The 18213-nt window shown below is 58.5% G+C and carries 19 protein-coding genes and 1 other RNA gene; 13 read left to right on the forward strand and 7 right to left on the reverse strand.

Going from position 1 to position 18213, the window contains the following annotated elements; all coding sequences use genetic code 11:
* Positions 1-95: 95 nt before the first annotated feature.
* A complete protein-coding gene (locus PG899_RS14145; protein ID WP_024943929.1) occupies positions 96-473 on the reverse strand; it encodes a hypothetical protein in 378 nt (125 codons plus the stop codon).
* 261 nt (positions 474-734) lie between these two features.
* On the opposite strand from PG899_RS14145, the gene radC reads away from it, so the two are divergent.
* From radC to PG899_RS14180, 7 genes are all read left to right on the forward strand, one after another.
* Positions 735-1202 (forward strand): RadC family protein, encoded by a 468-nt coding sequence (gene radC / locus PG899_RS14150; protein WP_157160914.1) that lies wholly within the window; start codon positions 735-737, stop codon positions 1200-1202.
* On the forward strand, positions 1199-1567 hold the full coding sequence (locus PG899_RS14155) for a DUF2787 family protein (protein ID WP_043852068.1): 369 nt from the start codon (positions 1199-1201) through the stop codon (positions 1565-1567). The genes radC and PG899_RS14155 overlap by 4 nt, the downstream gene beginning before the upstream one ends.
* A gap of 17 nt (positions 1568-1584) precedes the next feature.
* Complete coding sequence (locus PG899_RS14160; protein WP_254902196.1) at positions 1585-1713, forward strand: hypothetical protein; 129 nt, start codon at positions 1585-1587, stop codon at positions 1711-1713.
* Positions 1710-1853, forward strand: a complete 144-nt coding sequence (locus PG899_RS14165) for a hypothetical protein (RefSeq protein WP_167332170.1) — start codon at positions 1710-1712, stop codon at positions 1851-1853. The genes PG899_RS14160 and PG899_RS14165 overlap by 4 nt, the downstream gene beginning before the upstream one ends.
* Positions 1854-2093: 240 nt before the next feature.
* Positions 2094-2657: a recombinase family protein gene (locus PG899_RS14170; protein WP_270697452.1), complete on the forward strand. Its 564-nt coding sequence runs from the start codon at positions 2094-2096 to the stop codon at positions 2655-2657.
* 127 nt (positions 2658-2784) lie between these two features.
* Complete coding sequence (locus PG899_RS14175; protein WP_270697453.1) at positions 2785-4227, forward strand: hypothetical protein; 1443 nt, start codon at positions 2785-2787, stop codon at positions 4225-4227.
* A 135-nt stretch (positions 4228-4362) separates the two neighbouring features.
* Entirely contained in the window at positions 4363-5136 is a 774-nt protein-coding gene (locus PG899_RS14180) for a hypothetical protein (protein ID WP_270697454.1), read from the forward strand.
* A gap of 278 nt (positions 5137-5414) precedes the next feature.
* On the opposite strand, the gene PG899_RS14185 is transcribed toward PG899_RS14180, so the two are convergent.
* Positions 5415-5597 carry a hypothetical protein gene (locus PG899_RS14185; protein WP_082030157.1) on the reverse strand — a complete coding sequence of 61 codons (183 nt, stop codon included), beginning with the start codon at positions 5595-5597 and terminating at the stop codon, positions 5415-5417.
* Between the two features lie 269 nt (positions 5598-5866).
* Here PG899_RS14185 and ffs point away from each other — a divergent pair.
* Positions 5867-5960, forward strand: an RNA gene (ffs, locus tag PG899_RS14190) — signal recognition particle sRNA small type.
* Positions 5961-6323: 363 nt separating this feature from the next.
* Here ffs and PG899_RS14195 read toward each other — a convergent pair.
* Positions 6324-7304, reverse strand: coding sequence for a LysR family transcriptional regulator (locus PG899_RS14195; RefSeq protein ID WP_081398581.1), 981 nt, complete (start codon positions 7302-7304; stop codon positions 6324-6326).
* 192 nt (positions 7305-7496) lie between these two features.
* Here PG899_RS14195 and PG899_RS14200 point away from each other — a divergent pair, with 192 nt between their 5' ends.
* The 3 genes from PG899_RS14200 (at position 7497) to PG899_RS14210 (ending at position 9655) form a co-directional block, all read left to right on the forward strand.
* Positions 7497-8480, forward strand: a complete 984-nt coding sequence (locus PG899_RS14200) for an aldo/keto reductase (protein ID WP_041218643.1) — start codon at positions 7497-7499, stop codon at positions 8478-8480.
* 108 nt (positions 8481-8588) lie between these two features.
* Entirely contained in the window at positions 8589-8807 is a 219-nt protein-coding gene (locus PG899_RS14205; RefSeq protein ID WP_077095522.1) for a hypothetical protein, read from the forward strand.
* The gene (locus PG899_RS14210) at positions 8807-9655 is read left to right on the forward strand and encodes an aldo/keto reductase (RefSeq protein WP_077095521.1); all 849 of its coding nucleotides are present in this window, start codon (positions 8807-8809) and stop codon (positions 9653-9655) included. The genes PG899_RS14205 and PG899_RS14210 overlap by 1 nt, the downstream gene beginning before the upstream one ends.
* Positions 9656-9779: 124 nt before the next feature.
* Here the strand turns inward: PG899_RS14210 and PG899_RS14215 are convergent, their stop codons facing one another.
* Together PG899_RS14215 and PG899_RS14220 are read right to left on the reverse strand one after the other, a co-directional pair.
* A complete protein-coding gene (locus PG899_RS14215) occupies positions 9780-11417 on the reverse strand; it encodes a GGDEF domain-containing protein (protein WP_077095520.1) in 1638 nt (545 codons plus the stop codon).
* A gap of 188 nt (positions 11418-11605) precedes the next feature.
* Positions 11606-12508 (reverse strand): LysR family transcriptional regulator, encoded by a 903-nt coding sequence (locus PG899_RS14220; protein WP_077095519.1) that lies wholly within the window; start codon positions 12506-12508, stop codon positions 11606-11608.
* A 157-nt stretch (positions 12509-12665) separates the two neighbouring features.
* On the opposite strand from PG899_RS14220, the gene PG899_RS14225 reads away from it, so the two are divergent.
* The gene (locus PG899_RS14225; protein ID WP_043161748.1) at positions 12666-14099 is read left to right on the forward strand and encodes a glycoside hydrolase family 1 protein; all 1434 of its coding nucleotides are present in this window, start codon (positions 12666-12668) and stop codon (positions 14097-14099) included.
* A gap of 109 nt (positions 14100-14208) precedes the next feature.
* Here PG899_RS14225 and PG899_RS14230 read toward each other — a convergent pair whose 3' ends face one another.
* Entirely contained in the window at positions 14209-16131 is a 1923-nt protein-coding gene (locus tag PG899_RS14230; RefSeq protein WP_179101329.1) for a putative bifunctional diguanylate cyclase/phosphodiesterase, read from the reverse strand.
* A gap of 2 nt (positions 16132-16133) precedes the next feature.
* On the reverse strand, positions 16134-16619 hold the full coding sequence (locus tag PG899_RS14235; RefSeq protein ID WP_077095518.1) for a molybdopterin-dependent oxidoreductase: 486 nt from the start codon (positions 16617-16619) through the stop codon (positions 16134-16136).
* A 301-nt stretch (positions 16620-16920) separates the two neighbouring features.
* Between PG899_RS14235 and PG899_RS14240 the strand changes: the two genes are divergently transcribed.
* Positions 16921-18210 (forward strand): HD-GYP domain-containing protein, encoded by a 1290-nt coding sequence (locus tag PG899_RS14240; protein ID WP_179101328.1) that lies wholly within the window; start codon positions 16921-16923, stop codon positions 18208-18210.
* The last annotated feature ends 3 nt before the right edge of the window (positions 18211-18213 follow it).

Genomic DNA, 18213 nt, shown 5'->3' on the forward strand with positions numbered 1-18213 from the left:
CTATAAAATGCTGAAATTTCAGCAGATTGAACATCCAAAATGACCCCTTTGCCTTTGATGGCGGGCAAAAGGGCCAGATTCAAAATCAGCAGATATTAGCCTTGCGGGTTCCGCAGTGGACGCCAGACGTATCCTGATAGCTCTTTGGCATTTGCCGGGGGCAGAGTATGCAGATCATCTGCTTCGAAACCGAAATGGTTCATCATCTCTGACAGGGAGTAGCAGAGTTGATCGCCTTCCGCTTGACTGAAGGTGCCGTCATAGCGCTGGATGAAGTTCGGGGTGAAGCTCTCACCTGTTGTGCAGACCGGCAGCGTCTGTATCTTGAGATCTTCTGGCCCACCTTCTGTAATCTTGACGGCGTACCCGAGCAATGGGTAACGCTCAAGGGTCGTTTCTCCGTTGTCGTTTGGTTCGACAATGATGTAACCGTACTCACTGGGCTGAGCGGGGATAAAATGAGTAGTTGCCACTGGTGTTCTCCTTCACACAAAACGAGACGATATTGCTAAAAAATGGTCTCAAGTGAGTTTTAATTCCTCTTTTTTGACCACGAGTGGAAACATATCGCGTCATAAAAGGGAAAACCGTGAAATCCGTCTAAAAATTTCTAAGAGGGCTCATAGGTGAATGTGGGCCCCTGCACCCCTTATACCAGTTCCGTTCGGATTCAATAACAACCAAGCCCCCTGGCATAAGTAACTCGTGTACCCAAACGACGCGAGGTTACTGTTATGTCACAACACTATGATGATCAACCCGGACAGGGCGATCACATCATCAATCAGGCATTGGCCATTCTGGAGAGCCGACAGCGGCATCTTGGCAATGCCTTCACTCAACCCAAAGCGGCAGCAGACTTCCTTCGGCTCAAGATGGGGGAGTACGAGCGGGAAGTGTTCGCCGTCATGCTGCTCGACAATCAACACCGACTGCTCGATTACCAGGAGCTGTTCTTCGGCACCATCAATGCAGGCACCGTTCACCCCCGTGAGGTGGTCAAGGCGGCCCTTAACAGAAACGCCGCTGCGGTCATTCTGGCCCACAACCATCCCTCCGGTATGGTCGACCCCTCGGACGCCGACAAGGCTGTCACTGTTCGTCTCAAGGATCTGCTTGAGATGGTAGACGTGCGAGTGCTCGACCACTTTGTGGTGGGACAGCACGACATCGTCTCGTTTGCCGATAGGGGGTTGCTATGACCCCATCCAAACCGCTACAGGCTTTGTTCACCAAGATCATCGGCAGCTACCCCGACGCCACCGCCCTGACCCTCAACTTCCGCAGTCACGATTATTCCGCCGACACCGGTGGTTACCGTCCGGTCGAAATCCGTCTGGAGAAACGGGCTGGCAGCTGGGGGATGGCCTACGTTACTGAGTTCACTTACCTCGGTGGCGAGCTGGTCAAGGATCTCGATTTTGACTTCAACGCCGGGCTGGCATCACAGCTCTGGAGTGGAGAGCGGCCACTGGCCACCACCATGGACCTCTACCGGCTCTGGGAGAGGAACTTTCTCGACTATCACCGGATGGAGGTCTACCGCCTGAAGATAACCCCTGAGTAATCGCCATGAATGACTTCATGAAAACCTTGCTGCTGGACGCCTTGAAGGCAGCCCTGACGGCATTTGCGTCGGTCATCGTCAACGCGATGATGGCCCGCTACATGCCGCCACACTTCTACAACATGAACGAAGAGGACTACCCATGAACAAAATGATCCTGACCTCGGTGACTCTGGTTGCCATTGCAGGGGGAACCCTGATGATCCGCCTAATCGCCCGTGACAAGGCTCACGCTGAGGAGCTGGCCAAGGTATTACGGATGCCTGGCGGGTCGACGCGTCATTGAGATCCCCTGGTCGGCACCCTGCATGACCAATAGATAGAGCAGCCAGAGCATCTGGTTGACTACCCCTGCGGGCCCTCCATCACGGAGCGGCCCGTTTTCATTTGTATCACTGGCTCAGGTCAATAGACCAAGCCCGTGTGACGCGAGCGAAAGTGCCACTTTTTGCCGGTCATATGGGTTCCTTTCGACCTTCTGACCGGTCGCGTCAGTGTACCTTGCCCTATTGACCAGGAGGAGACCATGGCACTGGTGGGCTATGCACGTGTCAGCACTGTGGGGCAGAGCCTGGATGCCCAGCTTCAGGCCTTGACTGAGTGCAGCAAGATATTCCAAGAGAAGGTGAGCGGGGCCAAGGACGATCGTCCCCAACTCTCGTTGCTGCTGGATTTTGTGCGTGAGGGAGACGTGGTGATGGTGACCAAGCTGGATCGCTTGGCTCGCAACACCCGCCACCTGTTGGAGATCTCGGAGTACCTGCACGCTAAGCGGGTCGCCCTGCGGATTTTGAATCTGGGTATCGATACCTCGACACCTACCGGTAAGCTGATGCTGACCATGATCGGGGCCATCGCCACGTTTGAGCGGGAGCTGATGCTGGAGCGACAGGCAGAAGGGATTGAGCTGGCTAGGAGGCGTGGGGTCTACAAGGGCCGCAAGCCGACAGCCATGGCAAAGGGGGAAGAGGTGCTGGCGCTGGCAGCAAGAGGACTCGCCAAGGCCGAAATTGCAAGGCGGACAGGGATCAGCCTGTCCAGCGTACAACGGATCTTGCGTGGAGGGGGTATAAATCCAATGAAATCATGATTGTAGAAATAAAAAATGTTCATGAAATCGGTATCAATCACATAAATCGACTCACAGACTCTTTAGTATCCCGCTTTTGTGTGGGCTAGCGAGTCGCGTTGAATCAATAGAGAACAAGGAGAAACTGATGACAGTTCGTTCGTTAATTAGTGTAGGGGTAAGTCTGGCTCTGGTGGCTTGTGGCGGCGGTGGAGGCGATGGTGGTTCTGATACCCAACCCGTCGCCAAGACGGCTATTCAGGGCAAGGCCATTGATGGTTACATCGAGGGCGCCACAGTGTACCTGGACCTGAACTTCAACAAGCAGATGGATGCCGGGGAACCCAGTGTGGTGACCACCGACAGGGGGGACTACTACCTGGAGCTCAATGAGGAGCAAAAAGAGTGTGCCGAGTATGTGCCGCTCGTAGTTGATGTACCGGTTGGTGCCGTCGATCTGGATACTGGTGTGGTCGAGCAGGCTTACCAGATGGTTCTACCGCCGAAGTTCACCCCGATCACTGACGATGACCTTAAGCACATCACTCCGCTGACTACAGTGCTGTGGAGTGAGGTGGAGAAGCAGCTGGCCAAAGGCGGTACTCTGACTTGTCAGTCCGTCATGGCTAACCGGCAGACACGCGAGAAGATCGCACGCGAGCTCGATGCAGCTACCGATCGCATGGTTCGTCACTACAACATCTCTGAGCAGAAGTTGTATGACGACTATATAGCTTCAGGTGATTCTGAAACCGCCACCATGGCAAAGGAAATCGTTCGCGGCCTGCAAGCTTCCTTCAAGGAGACTGACGAGCTTAAGAAGGCCAACCCGACTGCGAGCTATGCGTATGTCGATTACCATATCGGTGACTATCGGGATGCTGATTATGCGTACCCCGATGCTTGGTATCGTGAGCAGGAGGTCTTCTGGGATGATCATGTAGTATCGACGTTGGATAAGGTATCCTCCGACTTCACTCAGGTAGTCCGCAAAATATCTTATAGCGAGCGGTTCATCAGTAAGACAGCAGACTACAGCTATGTCAACTGGTACACCTTCGAGTCTCGCCAAGGAGATGATTCACCATACCGCTGCAGTGTCGAGGAGAAAATTGAGCACGTAGCGGGCAGTAAGGCGTATGAAATTGTTAATACGGCAGACTTCCAAGCCGACACCTTCGAAGAGTGCGTCATTGATAATCTCAATGAGGCTATCACTCACCGTAGTGCATCAGTGGGTTCTACAGTTGATGGCGTAGGTTCTAATGCAACCTTCTTCTATGATCGTCAGGCTGGCAGCTTCCCATTCCTGAACGACTGGGTGGCTATAGGGGATACTCTGAGTACTTTCAATAAGGCAGATATGGTAGCTGCTCTAGAGCAACTACCATATGGTTTCGAGGATGATACCCCGGAACCTGATGCTATTAACTGGATGAAGCGTCAAACCTCTACCGATGCTAACGGTGTGAAAACTGAGATCCGCTATACGAAGGGTGGTGATTACACCAAGATCGTAACCCAAACCGACGGCACCAGCACCACTGAGTGCGGCACAGATGGCGTCACCTGGGGTACTTGCAAGAAGTAGCCCTTAGGGAGCCCTCGCCGGGCTCCTTTCAATTCTTCCCAATCATATATACCCGATGCGGCACGGACTCCAACCAGCTAGAACAGCAAGAGGGCAGATGTCTGTTCAAAAATGTGTGTGGGGAGTGGTCGGAGAATGAATAGTTTTGACAACAAGGAAAACGACATGGAACAAGAGAAGACGAAACAAGAGTCCGGCCGGTTCTTCGAGCAGCGGGAGACGTTTTCGACACAGATGGCGAGCAAATGGATCCGTTATCGTCTGTGGCTGAAGCGGTCGCTGCGTAGAGACCCTGAGCTAGATTCGAGTGAGGTCAACAATAATCCCTACCAGCGGGGGGGCATATGCAGTTACAACGCTTACCTCTCGGGGATGTTGAAGGCTCACTTGTGGGGGATATGGTTAACAGCAGTGGTAGTCATCGTGTTCTATTTTGGGTTGGGTTTGGCGGGCTTTCGGTCAAATCGCTTCCCAGGCTTGCCGATCATGCTGTTGGTCGCGGCCTTTTGGTCATTCCACTGGGCCCTGATCAGCTTCATCTGCCTCGAAAAGCGGCTGAGGGCGATAGGGATGGCTCAGAGTAAGCTGCGAGTTGTTGCTCTAGCGTCAGTTGGTATGACAACAGCAGGCATCATGTTCGGATGGTTTATCCGCTTTAAACGTGATGGCATGGCTGGGAACCCCTTGATTGATTTCGCGATGTCACAGTACGAAGCTGTGGGCCAGATAGGTGCCGGTATGGTCTACCTCGGTTTTGCCATGCTCTTCGTACTGCCTTGCTACCGTAATAGCGATGCGTTATCAGAGGGGGTAAAAGAGGAGCTGGGGAAGGTGCAGGGTTATCCGACCCCGATCCTGTTGCTATTCCATTTGCTTCTGCTGTTTCCAGCAGTGGCGATTCTGGCCTAGTAGACTTCAAGGAGCTCATATCAGAGCTCCTTTTCTTTAGCAGGTATGCAAGGCATCAAGTCGGTAGCGGTGTTTGGCTCGGCAACCACGGCACCATGATTGTATCCTGGTTACGCCAGCCATCCTCCTGAATCCAAACTCTCCTGCTCGATAGAACACATGAACGCCAGCCTGTTCTGAACAGTTCGGGCAGCTTTTGAGTTTCTGCCCGTTTTGATGGAACACAACAGAATGATTGAGTGGCTGGCCACAAGAACACTGGTCGGTCATCGGCGATCTCACTTACGGCGGTTGTCAGTTTCTTTGGCTACCCCTTTGAAGGGCTCTCCATCTTGTTTCTGGTCGATAAAGCGGCCAGTTTCAGCGTCCCGTTTCACCCAGTTTCCAGTCACCGGATTTTTTACCTGGGTACGGTCGTTGACGGAACCTTGTCGATAGCCTTTGCCTGTGTTCGTAGCCATATGTCACCTCGGGTTTAAGTGAGACCCAAAGTTATCATTAGATGTCATTTTGCTCAACATTGGGTTGATTGTTGAGCTGCTGCGGGAGCGGATGGGGTCTTTAATGAGGTGCTTGCAGTGTACGGGGGAGAGCGGGTAGGATTGCCCTGTTTGTTACCCATTTAAGCATGTCCACTTGATGTGGATGACCGTACTTGCGGCGGATTCTCGCTTGTTGAGGTTTCAGAACACTGTGATGGCAATCAGTTCCATCCCCAAGTGCCTGATTTATTTGGGCTCGCATTGATAACCCGTCGACCTGGTCAGGACCGGAAGGTAGCAGCCAAGGCGGGGGACTCGAGTGCCGGGATGTGGCTGGTAGGGCCACCACTTGTTTCTGCAATTCAATAAGTTACAGCTAATAGCCCCCTTCAGATCGCTTGGTAATCCACTTTGTGTGGATGAGTCAGGCCTCTTAATCTCGGATCTCCGACCCTCTGCAGCAACTTATCAGGTACGACCGCAAGGTGCCTGGAGTCTGGTGCAAACTTCCCCTTGATCTTCAGGGCCGGCACCTTACGCGAGCATTTTCCCTTCAGTCACTTTCCGTGGGCTCTATTGCCATTTCATCCTCTTTATTCTCACCCCGCTACGACCCTTTTTCGAAAGAGAAGTGCTTGCCGTGCACCAACGCCCAAGCCCGGAACGCACCCAGCAATCAGCAACCCCGAGCGCTTATCTGGGACGTTATGTCGGTTGCAGTGACCCCGTGCCGGCCAGATGGGCCTGCGCCAGTTCATCCATGTCGAGCACATAGTCGCGCTTGTCCGCGAGGCAGGCTATCGCTAGATCGATGAAGTGGCGTACCCGGGCGGGCTGGGCGGCGCGACTGCCATAGTAGAGAAACAGGCCGTGCATCTGGGTCATGTGCTCGAGCAGCAGGGGCACCAGGCGGCCGGCGCGGATATGCGCCGCTGCCGTCGGCCCGGCCAGCTGGCCGATGACGTCGCCAGCCAGCACGGCCCCCAGCTCCACCATCTCGTCGTTGGTGGAGAGTGCCGGGCGTACCGGATGTTCCTGCAGTTCGTCCCCTATCTTGACATGCCAGGGCACCAGGCGACCGTTGCCCGCGTGGCGAAAGGCACTGCAGCGGTGCAGGCCGAGATCATGCAGGGTGAGGGGCACGCCATATTTGCGCAGATAAGCGGGGGCGGCGCAGATGATGAGCTGCATGGGGAACAGGCGGCGCGCGATCAGCCCCTCCTGAGGAGAGATGCCGATGCGCAACCCCACATCGACCCGCTCCTCCACCCAGTTGCCGACCCTGTCATCGAGCTGGATATCCGGTTGCACATCGGGATAGCGCCGGCAGTACTCCTCCAGCACCGGCCCTATGATGGTCTGCACCACGGAACGCGGGCCCACGATCCGCAGCGGACCGGCGAACTCCTCACGGGTCTGGCGCGCTGCCGTCAGAGCCTGTTGCAGGCCGAGCAGGGCAGGCTGCGACGCCTCCAGAAACCGCTGACCCTCTTCGGTCAGCGACATGCTGCGGGTGGTGCGATGAAACAGACGCACCCCCAGATACGCTTCCAGCTGGCCGAGCGCCTTGCTGGCGGCCTGAGGGGAGATCTGCTGAGCCTCGGCCGCCTTGCTGAGACTGCCCAGCTCGGCCGTGTGGACGAAGGTGGTGATGGATCGCAATTCGTTGATCATGGTCTTGCTCATGGATTTACATCATTTGGTTGTAACTGATTCCGCTATTTACCGTCTAGTTCGATGTTTATCCCATCTCTATAGTTCGTCCATCCAACGTGCCAGCCTTTAACGCTTGTCTCCCACCGGTTGGGTTGAGACAAGAGGCTGAGCATCCATGGTTATCAGGGCAGTTCCGGCTGCATTGTGAGAACAGGAGCAAACATGCAAACACGTCAATTGGGTAACAGCGGGCTGACGGTGTCCGCCATCGGTCTGGGTTGCATGGGCTTGAGCTTTGGCTATGGCCCCGCGACCGACAAGGCAGAGGCGATCGCCCTGATCCGGCGTGCCTTTGAGCTCGGGGTCACCTTCTTCGATACCGCCGAGGCCTATGGCCCGGGCGACAACGAGTTGTTGCTGGGAGAGGCGCTGGCCCCGTTTCGCGACAAGGTGGTGATCGCCACCAAGTTCGGCTTCAAAAATGGCAAGGTGCCTGATGGGCTGGACAGTCGGCCGGAGAATATCCGCGCCGTGGCGGAAGCATCGCTGCGCCGCCTCAACACCGACGTCATCGATCTCTTCTACCAGCACCGCGTCGATCCCGATGTGCCGATGGAAGACGTCGCAGGGACGGTGCGCGATCTTATTCAGGAGGGCAAGGTGCGTCACTTCGGCCTGTCCGAGGCCGGCGTCGATTCCATCCGCCGTGCCCACAAGGTGCAGTCAGTAGCGGCGCTGCAGAGCGAATACTCCCTCTGGTGGCGGGAGCCGGAGCAGGGGATCCTGCCGCTGCTTGACGAGCTGGGGATAGGTTTTGTGCCGTTCAGCCCGCTCGGCAAGGGCTTTCTGACGGGAGCCATCAAGGCTGATACCCGGTTCGAGGCGAACGATTTTCGCAGCATAGTGCCGCGCTTTGCCGAAGGCGCCCGCGCGGCCAACCTGCGCCTGGTGGAGGTGCTGGGGGATCTGGCCGCCAGCAAGGGGGTGACGCCAGCCCAGATTGCGCTTGCCTGGTTGCTGGCCCAGCGGTCCTGGATCGTGCCCATTCCGGGCACCACCAAGCTGCACCGGCTGGAAGAGAACCTGGGGGCGGCTGCCATCAGGCTCGGCAGCCGCGAGCTGGCCGATATTGACGCCGCCGTGGCAGGCATCGAGCTGGAAGGGGGGCGCTACCCGGCGCACCTGGGAAAACTGGTGGGGCGCTGAGGCTCCCTGCTGGAAAGCGAGCCCGGCCACTGCCGCGTGTCGAGACGCTGGTTCGCGTCGCCCCGGTTGGCCGGGGCCGTTCTGTTGTTATGACTCACAGGAGCCGCGATGGCCGGTATCATCTCGCCTGTAGTGCAATCGGGGCTGCCCGAACACCAGGATTCCGCTCAGTATCGGGCGGGCCGGTTTCACAATCTGGTGGCGGGATTGAGCGGCGTTGCCATCTTGAAGGTCACCAAGATGCGGTTACCCGCAGCCAGGCTGACAGGATCCGGCATGGTGGCGGTTCATGTCATGCCAATGACAAACAACACAAGGAGCAGATGATGCAAGCAGTAAAGCTGAACAATGATATCGAGATGCCCCTGCTGGGCTTTGGGGTCTTCCAGATGGCGGCGGCAGAGTGCGAACGTGCCGTCATCGAGGCCATCAATGCAGGTTACCGGCTGATCGATACCGCCGCCTCCTATCAAAATGAAACCCAGGTCGGCAACGGGATTAGGCGGAGTGGCATCGAGCGCGGCGAGCTGTTCATCACCACCAAACTCTGGTTGCAGGATGCCAGCTATGAGGGGGCCAAGGCGCAATTCGAGCGTTCCTTGAACCGCCTGCAGCTCGATTATGTGGATCTTTATCTCATCCACCAGCCCTACGGGGATGTCCACGGCGCCTGGCGGGCGATGGCGGAGTTGCAGCAAGCCGGCAAGGTCCGGGCGATTGGCGTCAGCAACTTCCACCCGGACCGGCTGGCGGATCTCATGGCATTCAACAAGGTGGCGCCCGCCATCAACCAGATAGAGGTGAACCCCTTCAATCAGCAGCTGCATGCCGTGCCCTGGATGCAGAGCAGACATATACAGTCGCAGGCGTGGGCTCCTTTCGCAGAGGGCAGAAACGGACTGTTCCAACACCCGCAGCTGACCGCCATCGGGGCGAGACACGGGAAAAGTGTGGGGCAGGTAGTGCTGCGCTGGCTGTACCAGCGGGGCATAGCGGCGCTGGCCAAGTCTGTGCGCAAGGTGCGGATGGAGGAGAATCTCGCTATCTTCGACTTTGAACTCAGTCATGAGGAGATGGTACAGATAGCGGCGCTCGATACGGCGGTCAGCGCATTCTTCTCGCACCGCGATCCGGCCATGGTGGAGTGGCTGACCCAGCGCAGGCTCGACGTCTGACCGGGGCAATGAGCCATCGAGTCGGGTCATGGCTGACGGCGAACCGCCTGTCGCATCAAGCCGCTTGCCGCAGCTGACGCCCATGGTACTGGGTCTGTACACCCGGTTGCCCAGCTGACGTTGTCTAGCCGTGCTGCACGCGCTCGGGGACATCCTCGGACGGTGGCAGGGCGCTGTCGGGGGCACGTTGCTGGTCACGACCGGCCTGCACGGTACGATTGCGTCCCCGTCGCTTGGCTTCATAAAGTGCCTGGTCGGCCTGCTTCAGGACGACGTTGAGATCGTCATCGCTGCCGGGCCAATGGGCGACCCCGAGCGAGATGGTGATGTGGCCGGCGCCGGGCATGGGGTGCGCGGCGACCCGCTGGCGCAGCCGCTCGGCGATCTCGAAGGCGAGGGGAAGCGACAGCCCGGGCAGCAAGATCAGAAACTCTTCACCGCCGCTGCGGCACACGGTATCGGCCTGTCTGGCACCTTGCTGCATCAGGGTGGCGAGGGTGGCCAGCACCTGATCCCCGACATCATGGCCGAAACCGTCATTGATCTGCTTGAAATGGTCGATATCCAGCGCAATCACGGCGAGGGGTTGATCCAGTGTCTGATAACTGTCGAGCACCTGCTGCATGCCCCGGCGGTTGAACAGGCCGGTCATGGCGTCGGTATGGCTGTCATTGTGCAACTGGGTGATCCGGGTATTGAGCAGCCCCAGCCCCTTGAGCATGGCCTGCTTGAGCTGCGCCGCCTCGAAGTACCAGGCCCGGATCTTGGCGAGGTTCTTGAGCGATTCTTGCTGATCCATCAGCTTGGCCTTGTGGGCCAATTGCCACAGCGGCCTGGAGATGAAGATGGCGGAAATCCAGATGAACAGCAGGATCAGCAGGTTGATGGGAATGATCTTGAGCAGCACCCGCACCATCTGCTGATCCAGCCCGGTCAGGGTGGCGGCGCGGGGACGCTGCGCCACCACTCCCCAGTGGGTCTGCCGGATGGGGGCAAAGCCGGCCAGCATCTCGGTGCCCGTCTCATCGGTCAGCTCGAGCGCCCCCTCTTCGCCGTTCAACACCCGGTCGACCACCCCGTTGTCACGGATTTTTTCACCGACCCTGGCAGAGTCCGGATGATAGATGCGGGTTCTGTTGCGATCGACCACATAGAGGGAGGATCCATCCTGGTAGTAGTGCTGGCCCAGCATGCCGGAGAGCAGATTGGGTGACTGGAGATAGATGGTGCCTGCCACATAGCCGAGATAGTTCTTCTCCTTGTCGAAGATGGGGCTGGAGAGGCTGATGAGATAGTTGCCGGAGAGGGAAATAAACGGATCCGTGATCACCGGCAGCCGGGTCGTGATGGCGGCTCTGGAACCGGCGGAGGTGAGCTTGGCACCCTTGATCTTGAGGGTATCCGGGTAGACGCTCACCACCACGGCGTCGGCATTGACCACGGCCACCGAGTTGAACGTCGCGGTCTGCTGTTGCAAGCGTCGGACTTCACCCAGCAGGACATCGTCATCGGCCATGGCAGGGGCGAGCAGGGTGGCGCTGTAGGCCAGCTGGCTCTGGCTGGACTGGATCATGGTATTGGTCATGTCGGCCAGCTTGGCGGCGTAGACGCGGTTGGCATCCAGGGTATTGGAGATCAACAGCTCCCGTTGCGCCTCGTAGGTGGCATAGAAACTGTTGCTCAGGGTCGCCATGACGCCGACGACGGCCAGCGCCAGGATCAGACGACGCAGATCAATTTTCAATAACCGGTGAAGCAGCATGGCAGTGTGGCATCCGCGATGAGGGTGAGTGATCGTAAAACGATTGATTCTAATGGAGCCAACTGCCGAAAAGCTATCACTATCCAACCCCCTTCTTCACCATAATCACTTGATCGGCAAAGGGATGTCAGCGCTATCACCAAGCGGCCGCCTGCCAGGAGGGGGGAAGGCAGAGGCGCCGAGCAGGCTCATGGCTGCTCTGGAGAAGGCCCCGCTTGCAGCGTGGGAGCTGGCTCACTCAGGTCGGCGACAATCTGCCAGAAGGCGTCGATGAGCGGGCCCTTGCTGTGGGGCGGGCGGATCAGGCCGATGATCCAGCTCGCTTCGGTATCATGCAGCGGCAGGGTCAGCACATCCGGGTGCTCTATGGTGGTGGAGGAGGGCACCAGGGTCCAGGCGATGTCGGCGGCGGCGGTGGCGACGCCGGCGGCGAAGTCGTTGACGTACTGGATATCGCGAAAGCGCAGCCCGCTCTGGGCCAGATAGTTCATCAGGTGATCATAAAACGAGGGGGCCTTGTCCCGGCGCAAGATAGCCAGCGGTTTGTCCACCAGATCCGCCAGTTCGCGCACGCCGGCGTAGCTGGCCGGCAGCACGGCGACAAAGTGTGCTCGCACCACCGGCAGACAGTGCCACCCCTTGGGGGCGGGCAGGCGGCAAAAACCGAGGTCCAGCTTGCCCTCGCTCAAGGCCAGCAGTTGGTGGTGAGTGGAGAGATCGTTGAGCTCTATGGTGACCTGCGGGCGTTCGGTGCGAAAACGGGCGATGGCGGCGGGCACCAGGATCTTGGTGGCAACCCCGAAGCCGATGCGCAGGGTGCCGCTGTTGCCCGCCAGCACGTCACGGGCGGTGCGACCGAGCTGCTCGCTGGCCGCCACCACCGCGCTGGCATCCTGGTAAAGAGCCCGCCCCAGCACGGTGAGGCGGGTACTGCTGGCATTGCGTTCGAACAGCTCGCCGCCCAGCTCCTCTTCCAGCCGCCGTATTTGCTTGCTCAGGGCCGACTGGGTGACGTGCTGGCGTACCGCTGCCTGACCGAAGTGCAGCACTTCTCCCAGGGTGACGAAGGCTTTCAGATCCCGTAACTCCATCCCGGCCCCTATGATTCCTGCTTGGAATGTTGAATGGTTTTATTTGTCATTGGACGGAATTTTATAACTGTTCGATGCTTATGCCAATTCCATTGGGCGCCGCCAGTCGGCGCGATAAAGGTGGCAGGTGCCACCGCCGCAGAAGGAGCAACCCCAGATGCATCACCACAAGTTCAACGACTTCCCCGCCGATTTTCTATGGGGCGCCGCCTCCGCCGCCTACCAGGTGGAAGGGGCCTGGAACGCCGATGGCAAGGGCCCCTCGGTGTGGGATCTGTTCACCAAGCTGCCGGGCAAGACCTTCGAGGGCAGCAATGGCGACGTGGCGGTGGATCACTATCACCGCATGGAGGAGGACGTGGCGCTGATGGCGGAAATGGGGCTCAAGGCCTACCGCTTCTCGGTGAGCTGGCCGCGTATCTATCCCACCGGCCGCGGCGAGGTGAACGAGGCGGGGCTGGCCTTCTACGAGAAACTGATCGATACCCTCTTGGCTCACCAGATAGAGCCGGTGCTCACCCTCTATCACTGGGATTTGCCCCAGGCGCTGCAGGATGAATACGGCGGCTGGGAAGACCGACGCATCATCGAGGATTTCGAGCGCTACTGCGTGACCCTGTATCAGCGTTTTGCCGGCAAGGTGAAATACTGGGTGTCGCTCAACGAGCAGAACTACAACCTGACCAACGCCTATCAGCTCGGCACTCACCCGCCCGCAGTGCAGGACCGCAAGCGCTTCTTTGCCGCCAACCACATCGCGTTTCTGGCCAACGCCCGGGTCATCAAGGCGTTCCGCCAGCACGTGCCGGGGGGGCTGATCGGCCCAAGCTTTGCCTACTCGCCCGCCTATCCGGCGTCGTGCGATCCCAAAGACATGCTGGCGTTTGAAAACGCCGAGGAGTTCACCAACCTCTGGTGGCTGGATGCCTACTGCTTTGGCCGTTATCCGCAGGCGGCGCTTGCCTACCTGCGGGAAACCGGCGAGGCGCCGGATATCCTGCCCGGCGATCTCGAGCTGCTGCGGGAAGGGACGCCCGACTACATCGGCGTCAACTACTACTACACCCTGACCTTCACCGACAACCCGCTCGGCGGCCAGACCCTGCAGCGCATCAATACCACGGGGCAGAAGGGCACCACTCCCTCGAGCGGCATTCCCGGCCTCTACAAGACGGCCCCCAACCCGCACCTTGAGACCAGCAACTGGGACTGGGCCATCGACCCGACCGGGATGCGCATCGCCCTGCGCCGGCTCTCCTCTCGCTACGGTCTGCCGCTGATGATCACCGAGAACGGCCTCGGCGAGTTCGACAAGTTGGCAGCGGGAGATCGGGTGCACGACGACTACCGCATCGACTATTTGCGCAGCCACGTCAAGGCGTGCCAAGAGGCGCTGCAGGACGGGGTGGAACTGCTCGGCTATTGCGCCTGGTCGTTCACCGACATCCTGAGCTGGCTCAACGGCTACCAGAAGCGCTACGGCTTCGTCTTTGTGGAGCGTGACGAGCAGGGCGGCTCCCTGCGCCGGCTCAAGAAGGACAGCTTCTACTGGTACCAGACGGTGATAAGCTCGGGCGGCAAAACGCTCTAAGCAAATCAGCAATACTTTGACAGGCTCCGCCCACCGGCGGGGCCTGTTGTTTTTGGTGGGAACGAGACGGTGAGGCGAAAGATAGGGTGGTCCGCAATGGGATGTGCGTTTAGTGATAGCTGACGTCCACGCTCTCCTCGGCGCTATGGGCCAGATGGGTCATGGCATAGATGAAAAATTCGGCAGGGGAGAGCGGCTTGGAGTAGTAGTAGCCCTGGATCTCGTCCACCCCGATATGGGCCAGCTGCTGCAGTTCATGCAGGCTCTCGACTCCTTCTGCCACTACTACCAGCCCCAGCTGATGGGATAGCTTGGTGATGGACTCGACGAACATGAATTGCCGCGGGTCGGTCTCGATGTTGCTGACGAAGGACTTGTCAATCTTGAGCTTGTCAAAGCTCAGAGACATCAGATAGGAGAAGGAGGACCAGCCGGTGCCGAAATCATCCAGCGCGATGCGCACGTGGATGTGTTTGAGCTCCTTGAAGATGCGCTGGCTGAGCGGCAGATCGTCGAGTGCGATGGTTTCGGTCAGCTCCAGAATGAGCTGTTCGGCGCGCAGCGGGCTCTGTTGCAGCATCTCGTTGACCTGGTGGAACAGGGCCGGGGTGAACATGGAGTTGGAGAGGTTGATGGCCAGCTCCAGCTTGTCCACGAAGCTGGCCGGCAGCTGCGACATGTCGTGGTTGACCCGGCTGAAGATCCATTTGCCGAGCAGCTCGCCGAGGCCGTTCTCCTCCGCCATGGCGATGATATCCAGCGGGTTGATGAAGCCGTATTCGGGATGATGCCAGCGGATCAGCACCTCGGCCCCCATGTTGTAGGCATTGCCCGGTTTTATCACCGGCTGATAGTGCAGATAGAGGGTGCTGTTGGAGATGATATTCAGATGTTCACGCAGTTCGGCGGCCAGTTTCCGGTTGCGGCTGTAGTGTTCGAACATCCGGTGGTTGAACACCTGCAGGTGGTTCTCCTTGAGCTTTTTGGCATTGGCGAGGGCAATGTCGGCGAACAGGATCAGCTCCTCGATCTTGTGGGCGGTGATGGGGTGCTGGCTTATTCCCATGCTAACGCGCACCCGGTGCGCCGGATCGGCCTGAAAGACGGTGGGCCTCAACTCATCCAGCAGCCGGACAAGATAGGGTACACGGTGCTCGATGGGCATGGCGCCATAGATGAAGAGGGCAAATTCATCGCCGCCCATGCGGGCGATGAAGGCCTGGTCATGGGCATACTCTCTGATCTGGTTGGCCACCATGGTGAGCAGCTCATCCCCGGCGGCATAGCCCAGGCTGTCGTTGACCTCCTTGAAGTTGTTCAATTCGACCAGACAGATGGTCAGGGTAGCGTCGGCGGGCTGCTTGCCCTTGGCCAGCCGCTCCAGCCGGGTCATGAAGGCGGCCCGGTTGGGCAGCAGGGTCAGTGGGTCGTTCCAGGCCAGGAAGTATTGCAGCTTCATCTCCCGGGAGACCACGAACAGGATGAGCAGGCCGATGGCCAGCAGGGCGACCAGCACCAGTACGTGCCCTTCCTTGGACTGCTGCAGCTCCTGACGCTGCTTGATGGCGGAGGGGCCGGTGAAGTTCATCACCATCAGATCCCGGATGGAAGGCAGCAGCTTGCTTAGCCTAGTTTCCATCTCGGCCAGCCGGGCTGAATCGGGGGTGGGGTTGACCACGTCCTGCTCATACTCCTTGAGCACCTCAAAGAAGGCGCCGACTCTCTCGCTGGCGTTGAAACGCTCGCGAATGAGAGCGGTCTCCTGCCCGGTCAAGAAGATGTCCAGCCGGTTCCAGGCGATGTCATAGGCCTTGTTCAACTGCCCGGCATCGGTCTGACCGCTGCGATACAGCGACAGCTGCTCGTCAAAACCGTGCAGCTCCAGTTCCAGCTGGGCCAGAGACCAGGCGGAGAGCTGGTTGTATTTGACCATGTCATTGAAGGTGCGATCGTAATTGAAGAGTGACCAGATGGTCACCCCCAGAAAGGAGACCATGATAAAGGCAAGGGAGAGGAACTTGCCCTTGATCATCGTTACATCCCTTCAAGCTTGAGCACTTGCCACACCATCAGGCTGTGATATTGCTCGATATTGAGCTCGGGGTGGTCCGACAGGGGGTAGATGACCCAGACTGGGCCCTTGTTGCGCAGGGTCAGAGCCTTGCCATCTTCCTCGATGGCCAGCAGCACGGGGTATTTCTCGACATCTTGCCGCGGGATCACCGCGAAGTAGTCGTTCTGGGCCATCACTTTTATCTTGTCGGCAGTGACGCCGAGGGTATCGAGCACCGTCTTGAGCAAGACGCCGCGATAGACATGGGAGCCCTTGGTCCAGGGAGTGGTAGTGGTGACGCTGGCTTGCGGCAACGCTTGCAGCTGGGCACGGCTGTACTCCTTCTTGTCGGCGTTGTTGCAGCAACCCTTGGCGGCGACGCTGAGGATGACTTCATCGGCACTGTAGGCCTGACCGCAGAAGAGTAAAGACAAGAGGTAAAACAGGGGTAAGGTTAGCGCTTTCATGGTTGGTTCCTTATGGGCAACTTATTGATATCCAGCCTGTTGAGGCCATTTCGCTCTAACCATAGACCATTTCCGAATGACTATTGATGATGGTTTCAGGTAACCACAAGGCCTCATTTTCTTCACATCTATTACACAACCGGCACGTGCCTTGCCAAATTGATCCAACTCATCTTTTTATCAATTAGATGAGGGTATCTGGGTGAGGCTACCACCAGAGTTCATATTCTGATTTAAATTCAATGTGTTTACTCGGCCCCAGACACGGGATGTTTCACGTTGGCAGATGTGGACACGCATCATGAACAGCAACACCCCATACACCCGCAGCGGTGAGCACATTTCCCAGCAGGTAGACCTGCGCCAGGTGGTATACGCCTTGTCGGCGTCGCTGGATCTGGTCGGCATCGGTGATGTGGCGCACGGCAAGCGGGTCGGCATCATGGCTGCCGAGTGCGGCAAGGCGCTGGGAGCAAATGCCAGCGAGCGAGCCTGTCTGTTCGAACTGGGGGTGCTGCACGACATCGGCGTCTCCTCCACCTTTATTCATTGTCATCTGGTCAGCGAGTTTGACTGGGAGTCCTCCCAGTTCCACTGCGAGGTCGGTCATGACCTGCTCAAGGACTTTCCGCCGCTGGCGCCGCTGGCGGAACCCATCCGTTACCACCACACCCACTGGCACCGGTTGCTACAAACCCCTGGCCTGGCGGCGGGCGTGATGCGCCAGGCCAATCTCATTTTTCTGGTGGACCGGGTGGATGCCCTGGCGGCACCTCATTACGGCGACGGCTCCCTGTTGATGCACACCCACGAGATCCGGCAACGGATCGAGGCGTGTGCCGGCGAGTTTTTCGATCCCGAGCTGGTGGCAGCCTTCCTCTTGGCGTCTCGCTCGGAGGCGTTCTGGCTGCAACTGGAGGGGCGTGCCATCAGCGACTACATGCACGACATGCTGAGCGAGCGGGAACCCTGTCTCACCAGCAACGGCGAGCTCAAGCAGCTGGCGCGGATCTTCTCGGCCATCGTCGATGCCAAGAGTCCCTTCACCGTGGCCCACTCCCTCGGCGTGGCCAGACTGGCCCGGCTGCTGGCCGAGCTGATGGGCATTGAAGAGGGGCACTGCGAGCAGCTGGAGATTGCCGGGCTGCTGCACGATCTCGGCAAGCTGCGGGTGCCTGACGAAATCCTCGACAAGGCGGGGTCACTCGATGAACGGGAGCGGGCCATCATCAATACCCACAGTTTCGAGACCTATCAGATCCTGCGCCATATCGACGGCTTCGAGGCCATCGCCCTGTGGGCTTCCTATCACCATGAAGAGCCCAATGGCTGCGGTTACCCCTTCCACCTGACCGCCGAAGCGATGCCGCTGGAGGCGAAGATCCTGCGGGTGGCCGATATCTTTCAGGCCATGGTGCAGAACCGACCCTACCGGGAGGGGTTGAGCGCCGGGCAGGCGCTCAGCTTTTTGCAGCAACTGGCCAGCCAGAGCCGGGTCGATGTGGAAGTGGTTGCGACCCTGGCCGCCCATCTGCCGCAGGCGCTGTGTGCCGCCTGCGGACAGGCGCCTGACGTCAGCTCAAGTCACTGACGG

Source organism: Aeromonas sp. QDB39 (assembly GCF_027707585.1).
Taxonomy (GTDB): Bacteria; Pseudomonadota; Gammaproteobacteria; order Enterobacterales; family Aeromonadaceae; genus Aeromonas; species Aeromonas hydrophila.

What these genes read in the sequence shown, in the direction of transcription:
- radC (WP_157160914.1), top strand. Translation starts at nt 735, where the DNA reads ATGTCACAACACTATGATGATCAACCCGGACAGGGCGATCACATCATC.
- PG899_RS14155 (WP_043852068.1), top strand. Translation starts at nt 1,199, where the DNA reads ATGACCCCATCCAAACCGCTACAGGCTTTGTTCACCAAGATCATCGGC.
- PG899_RS14160 (WP_254902196.1), top strand. Translation starts at nt 1,585, where the DNA reads ATGAAAACCTTGCTGCTGGACGCCTTGAAGGCAGCCCTGACGGCATTT.
- PG899_RS14165 (WP_167332170.1), top strand. Translation starts at nt 1,710, where the DNA reads ATGAACAAAATGATCCTGACCTCGGTGACTCTGGTTGCCATTGCAGGG.
- PG899_RS14170 (WP_270697452.1), top strand. Translation starts at nt 2,094, where the DNA reads ATGGCACTGGTGGGCTATGCACGTGTCAGCACTGTGGGGCAGAGCCTG.
- PG899_RS14175 (WP_270697453.1), top strand. Translation starts at nt 2,785, where the DNA reads ATGACAGTTCGTTCGTTAATTAGTGTAGGGGTAAGTCTGGCTCTGGTG.
- PG899_RS14180 (WP_270697454.1), top strand. Translation starts at nt 4,363, where the DNA reads ATGAATAGTTTTGACAACAAGGAAAACGACATGGAACAAGAGAAGACG.
- PG899_RS14185 (WP_082030157.1), bottom strand. Translation starts at nt 5,597, where the DNA reads ATGGCTACGAACACAGGCAAAGGCTATCGACAAGGTTCCGTCAACGAC.
- PG899_RS14195 (WP_081398581.1), bottom strand. Translation starts at nt 7,304, where the DNA reads ATGAGCAAGACCATGATCAACGAATTGCGATCCATCACCACCTTCGTC.
- PG899_RS14200 (WP_041218643.1), top strand. Translation starts at nt 7,497, where the DNA reads ATGCAAACACGTCAATTGGGTAACAGCGGGCTGACGGTGTCCGCCATC.
- PG899_RS14205 (WP_077095522.1), top strand. Translation starts at nt 8,589, where the DNA reads ATGGCCGGTATCATCTCGCCTGTAGTGCAATCGGGGCTGCCCGAACAC.
- PG899_RS14210 (WP_077095521.1), top strand. Translation starts at nt 8,807, where the DNA reads ATGCAAGCAGTAAAGCTGAACAATGATATCGAGATGCCCCTGCTGGGC.
- PG899_RS14215 (WP_077095520.1), bottom strand. Translation starts at nt 11,417, where the DNA reads ATGCTGCTTCACCGGTTATTGAAAATTGATCTGCGTCGTCTGATCCTG.
- PG899_RS14220 (WP_077095519.1), bottom strand. Translation starts at nt 12,508, where the DNA reads ATGGAGTTACGGGATCTGAAAGCCTTCGTCACCCTGGGAGAAGTGCTG.
- PG899_RS14225 (WP_043161748.1), top strand. Translation starts at nt 12,666, where the DNA reads ATGCATCACCACAAGTTCAACGACTTCCCCGCCGATTTTCTATGGGGC.
- PG899_RS14230 (WP_179101329.1), bottom strand. Translation starts at nt 16,131, where the DNA reads ATGATCAAGGGCAAGTTCCTCTCCCTTGCCTTTATCATGGTCTCCTTT.
- PG899_RS14235 (WP_077095518.1), bottom strand. Translation starts at nt 16,619, where the DNA reads ATGAAAGCGCTAACCTTACCCCTGTTTTACCTCTTGTCTTTACTCTTC.
- PG899_RS14240 (WP_179101328.1), top strand. Translation starts at nt 16,921, where the DNA reads ATGAACAGCAACACCCCATACACCCGCAGCGGTGAGCACATTTCCCAG.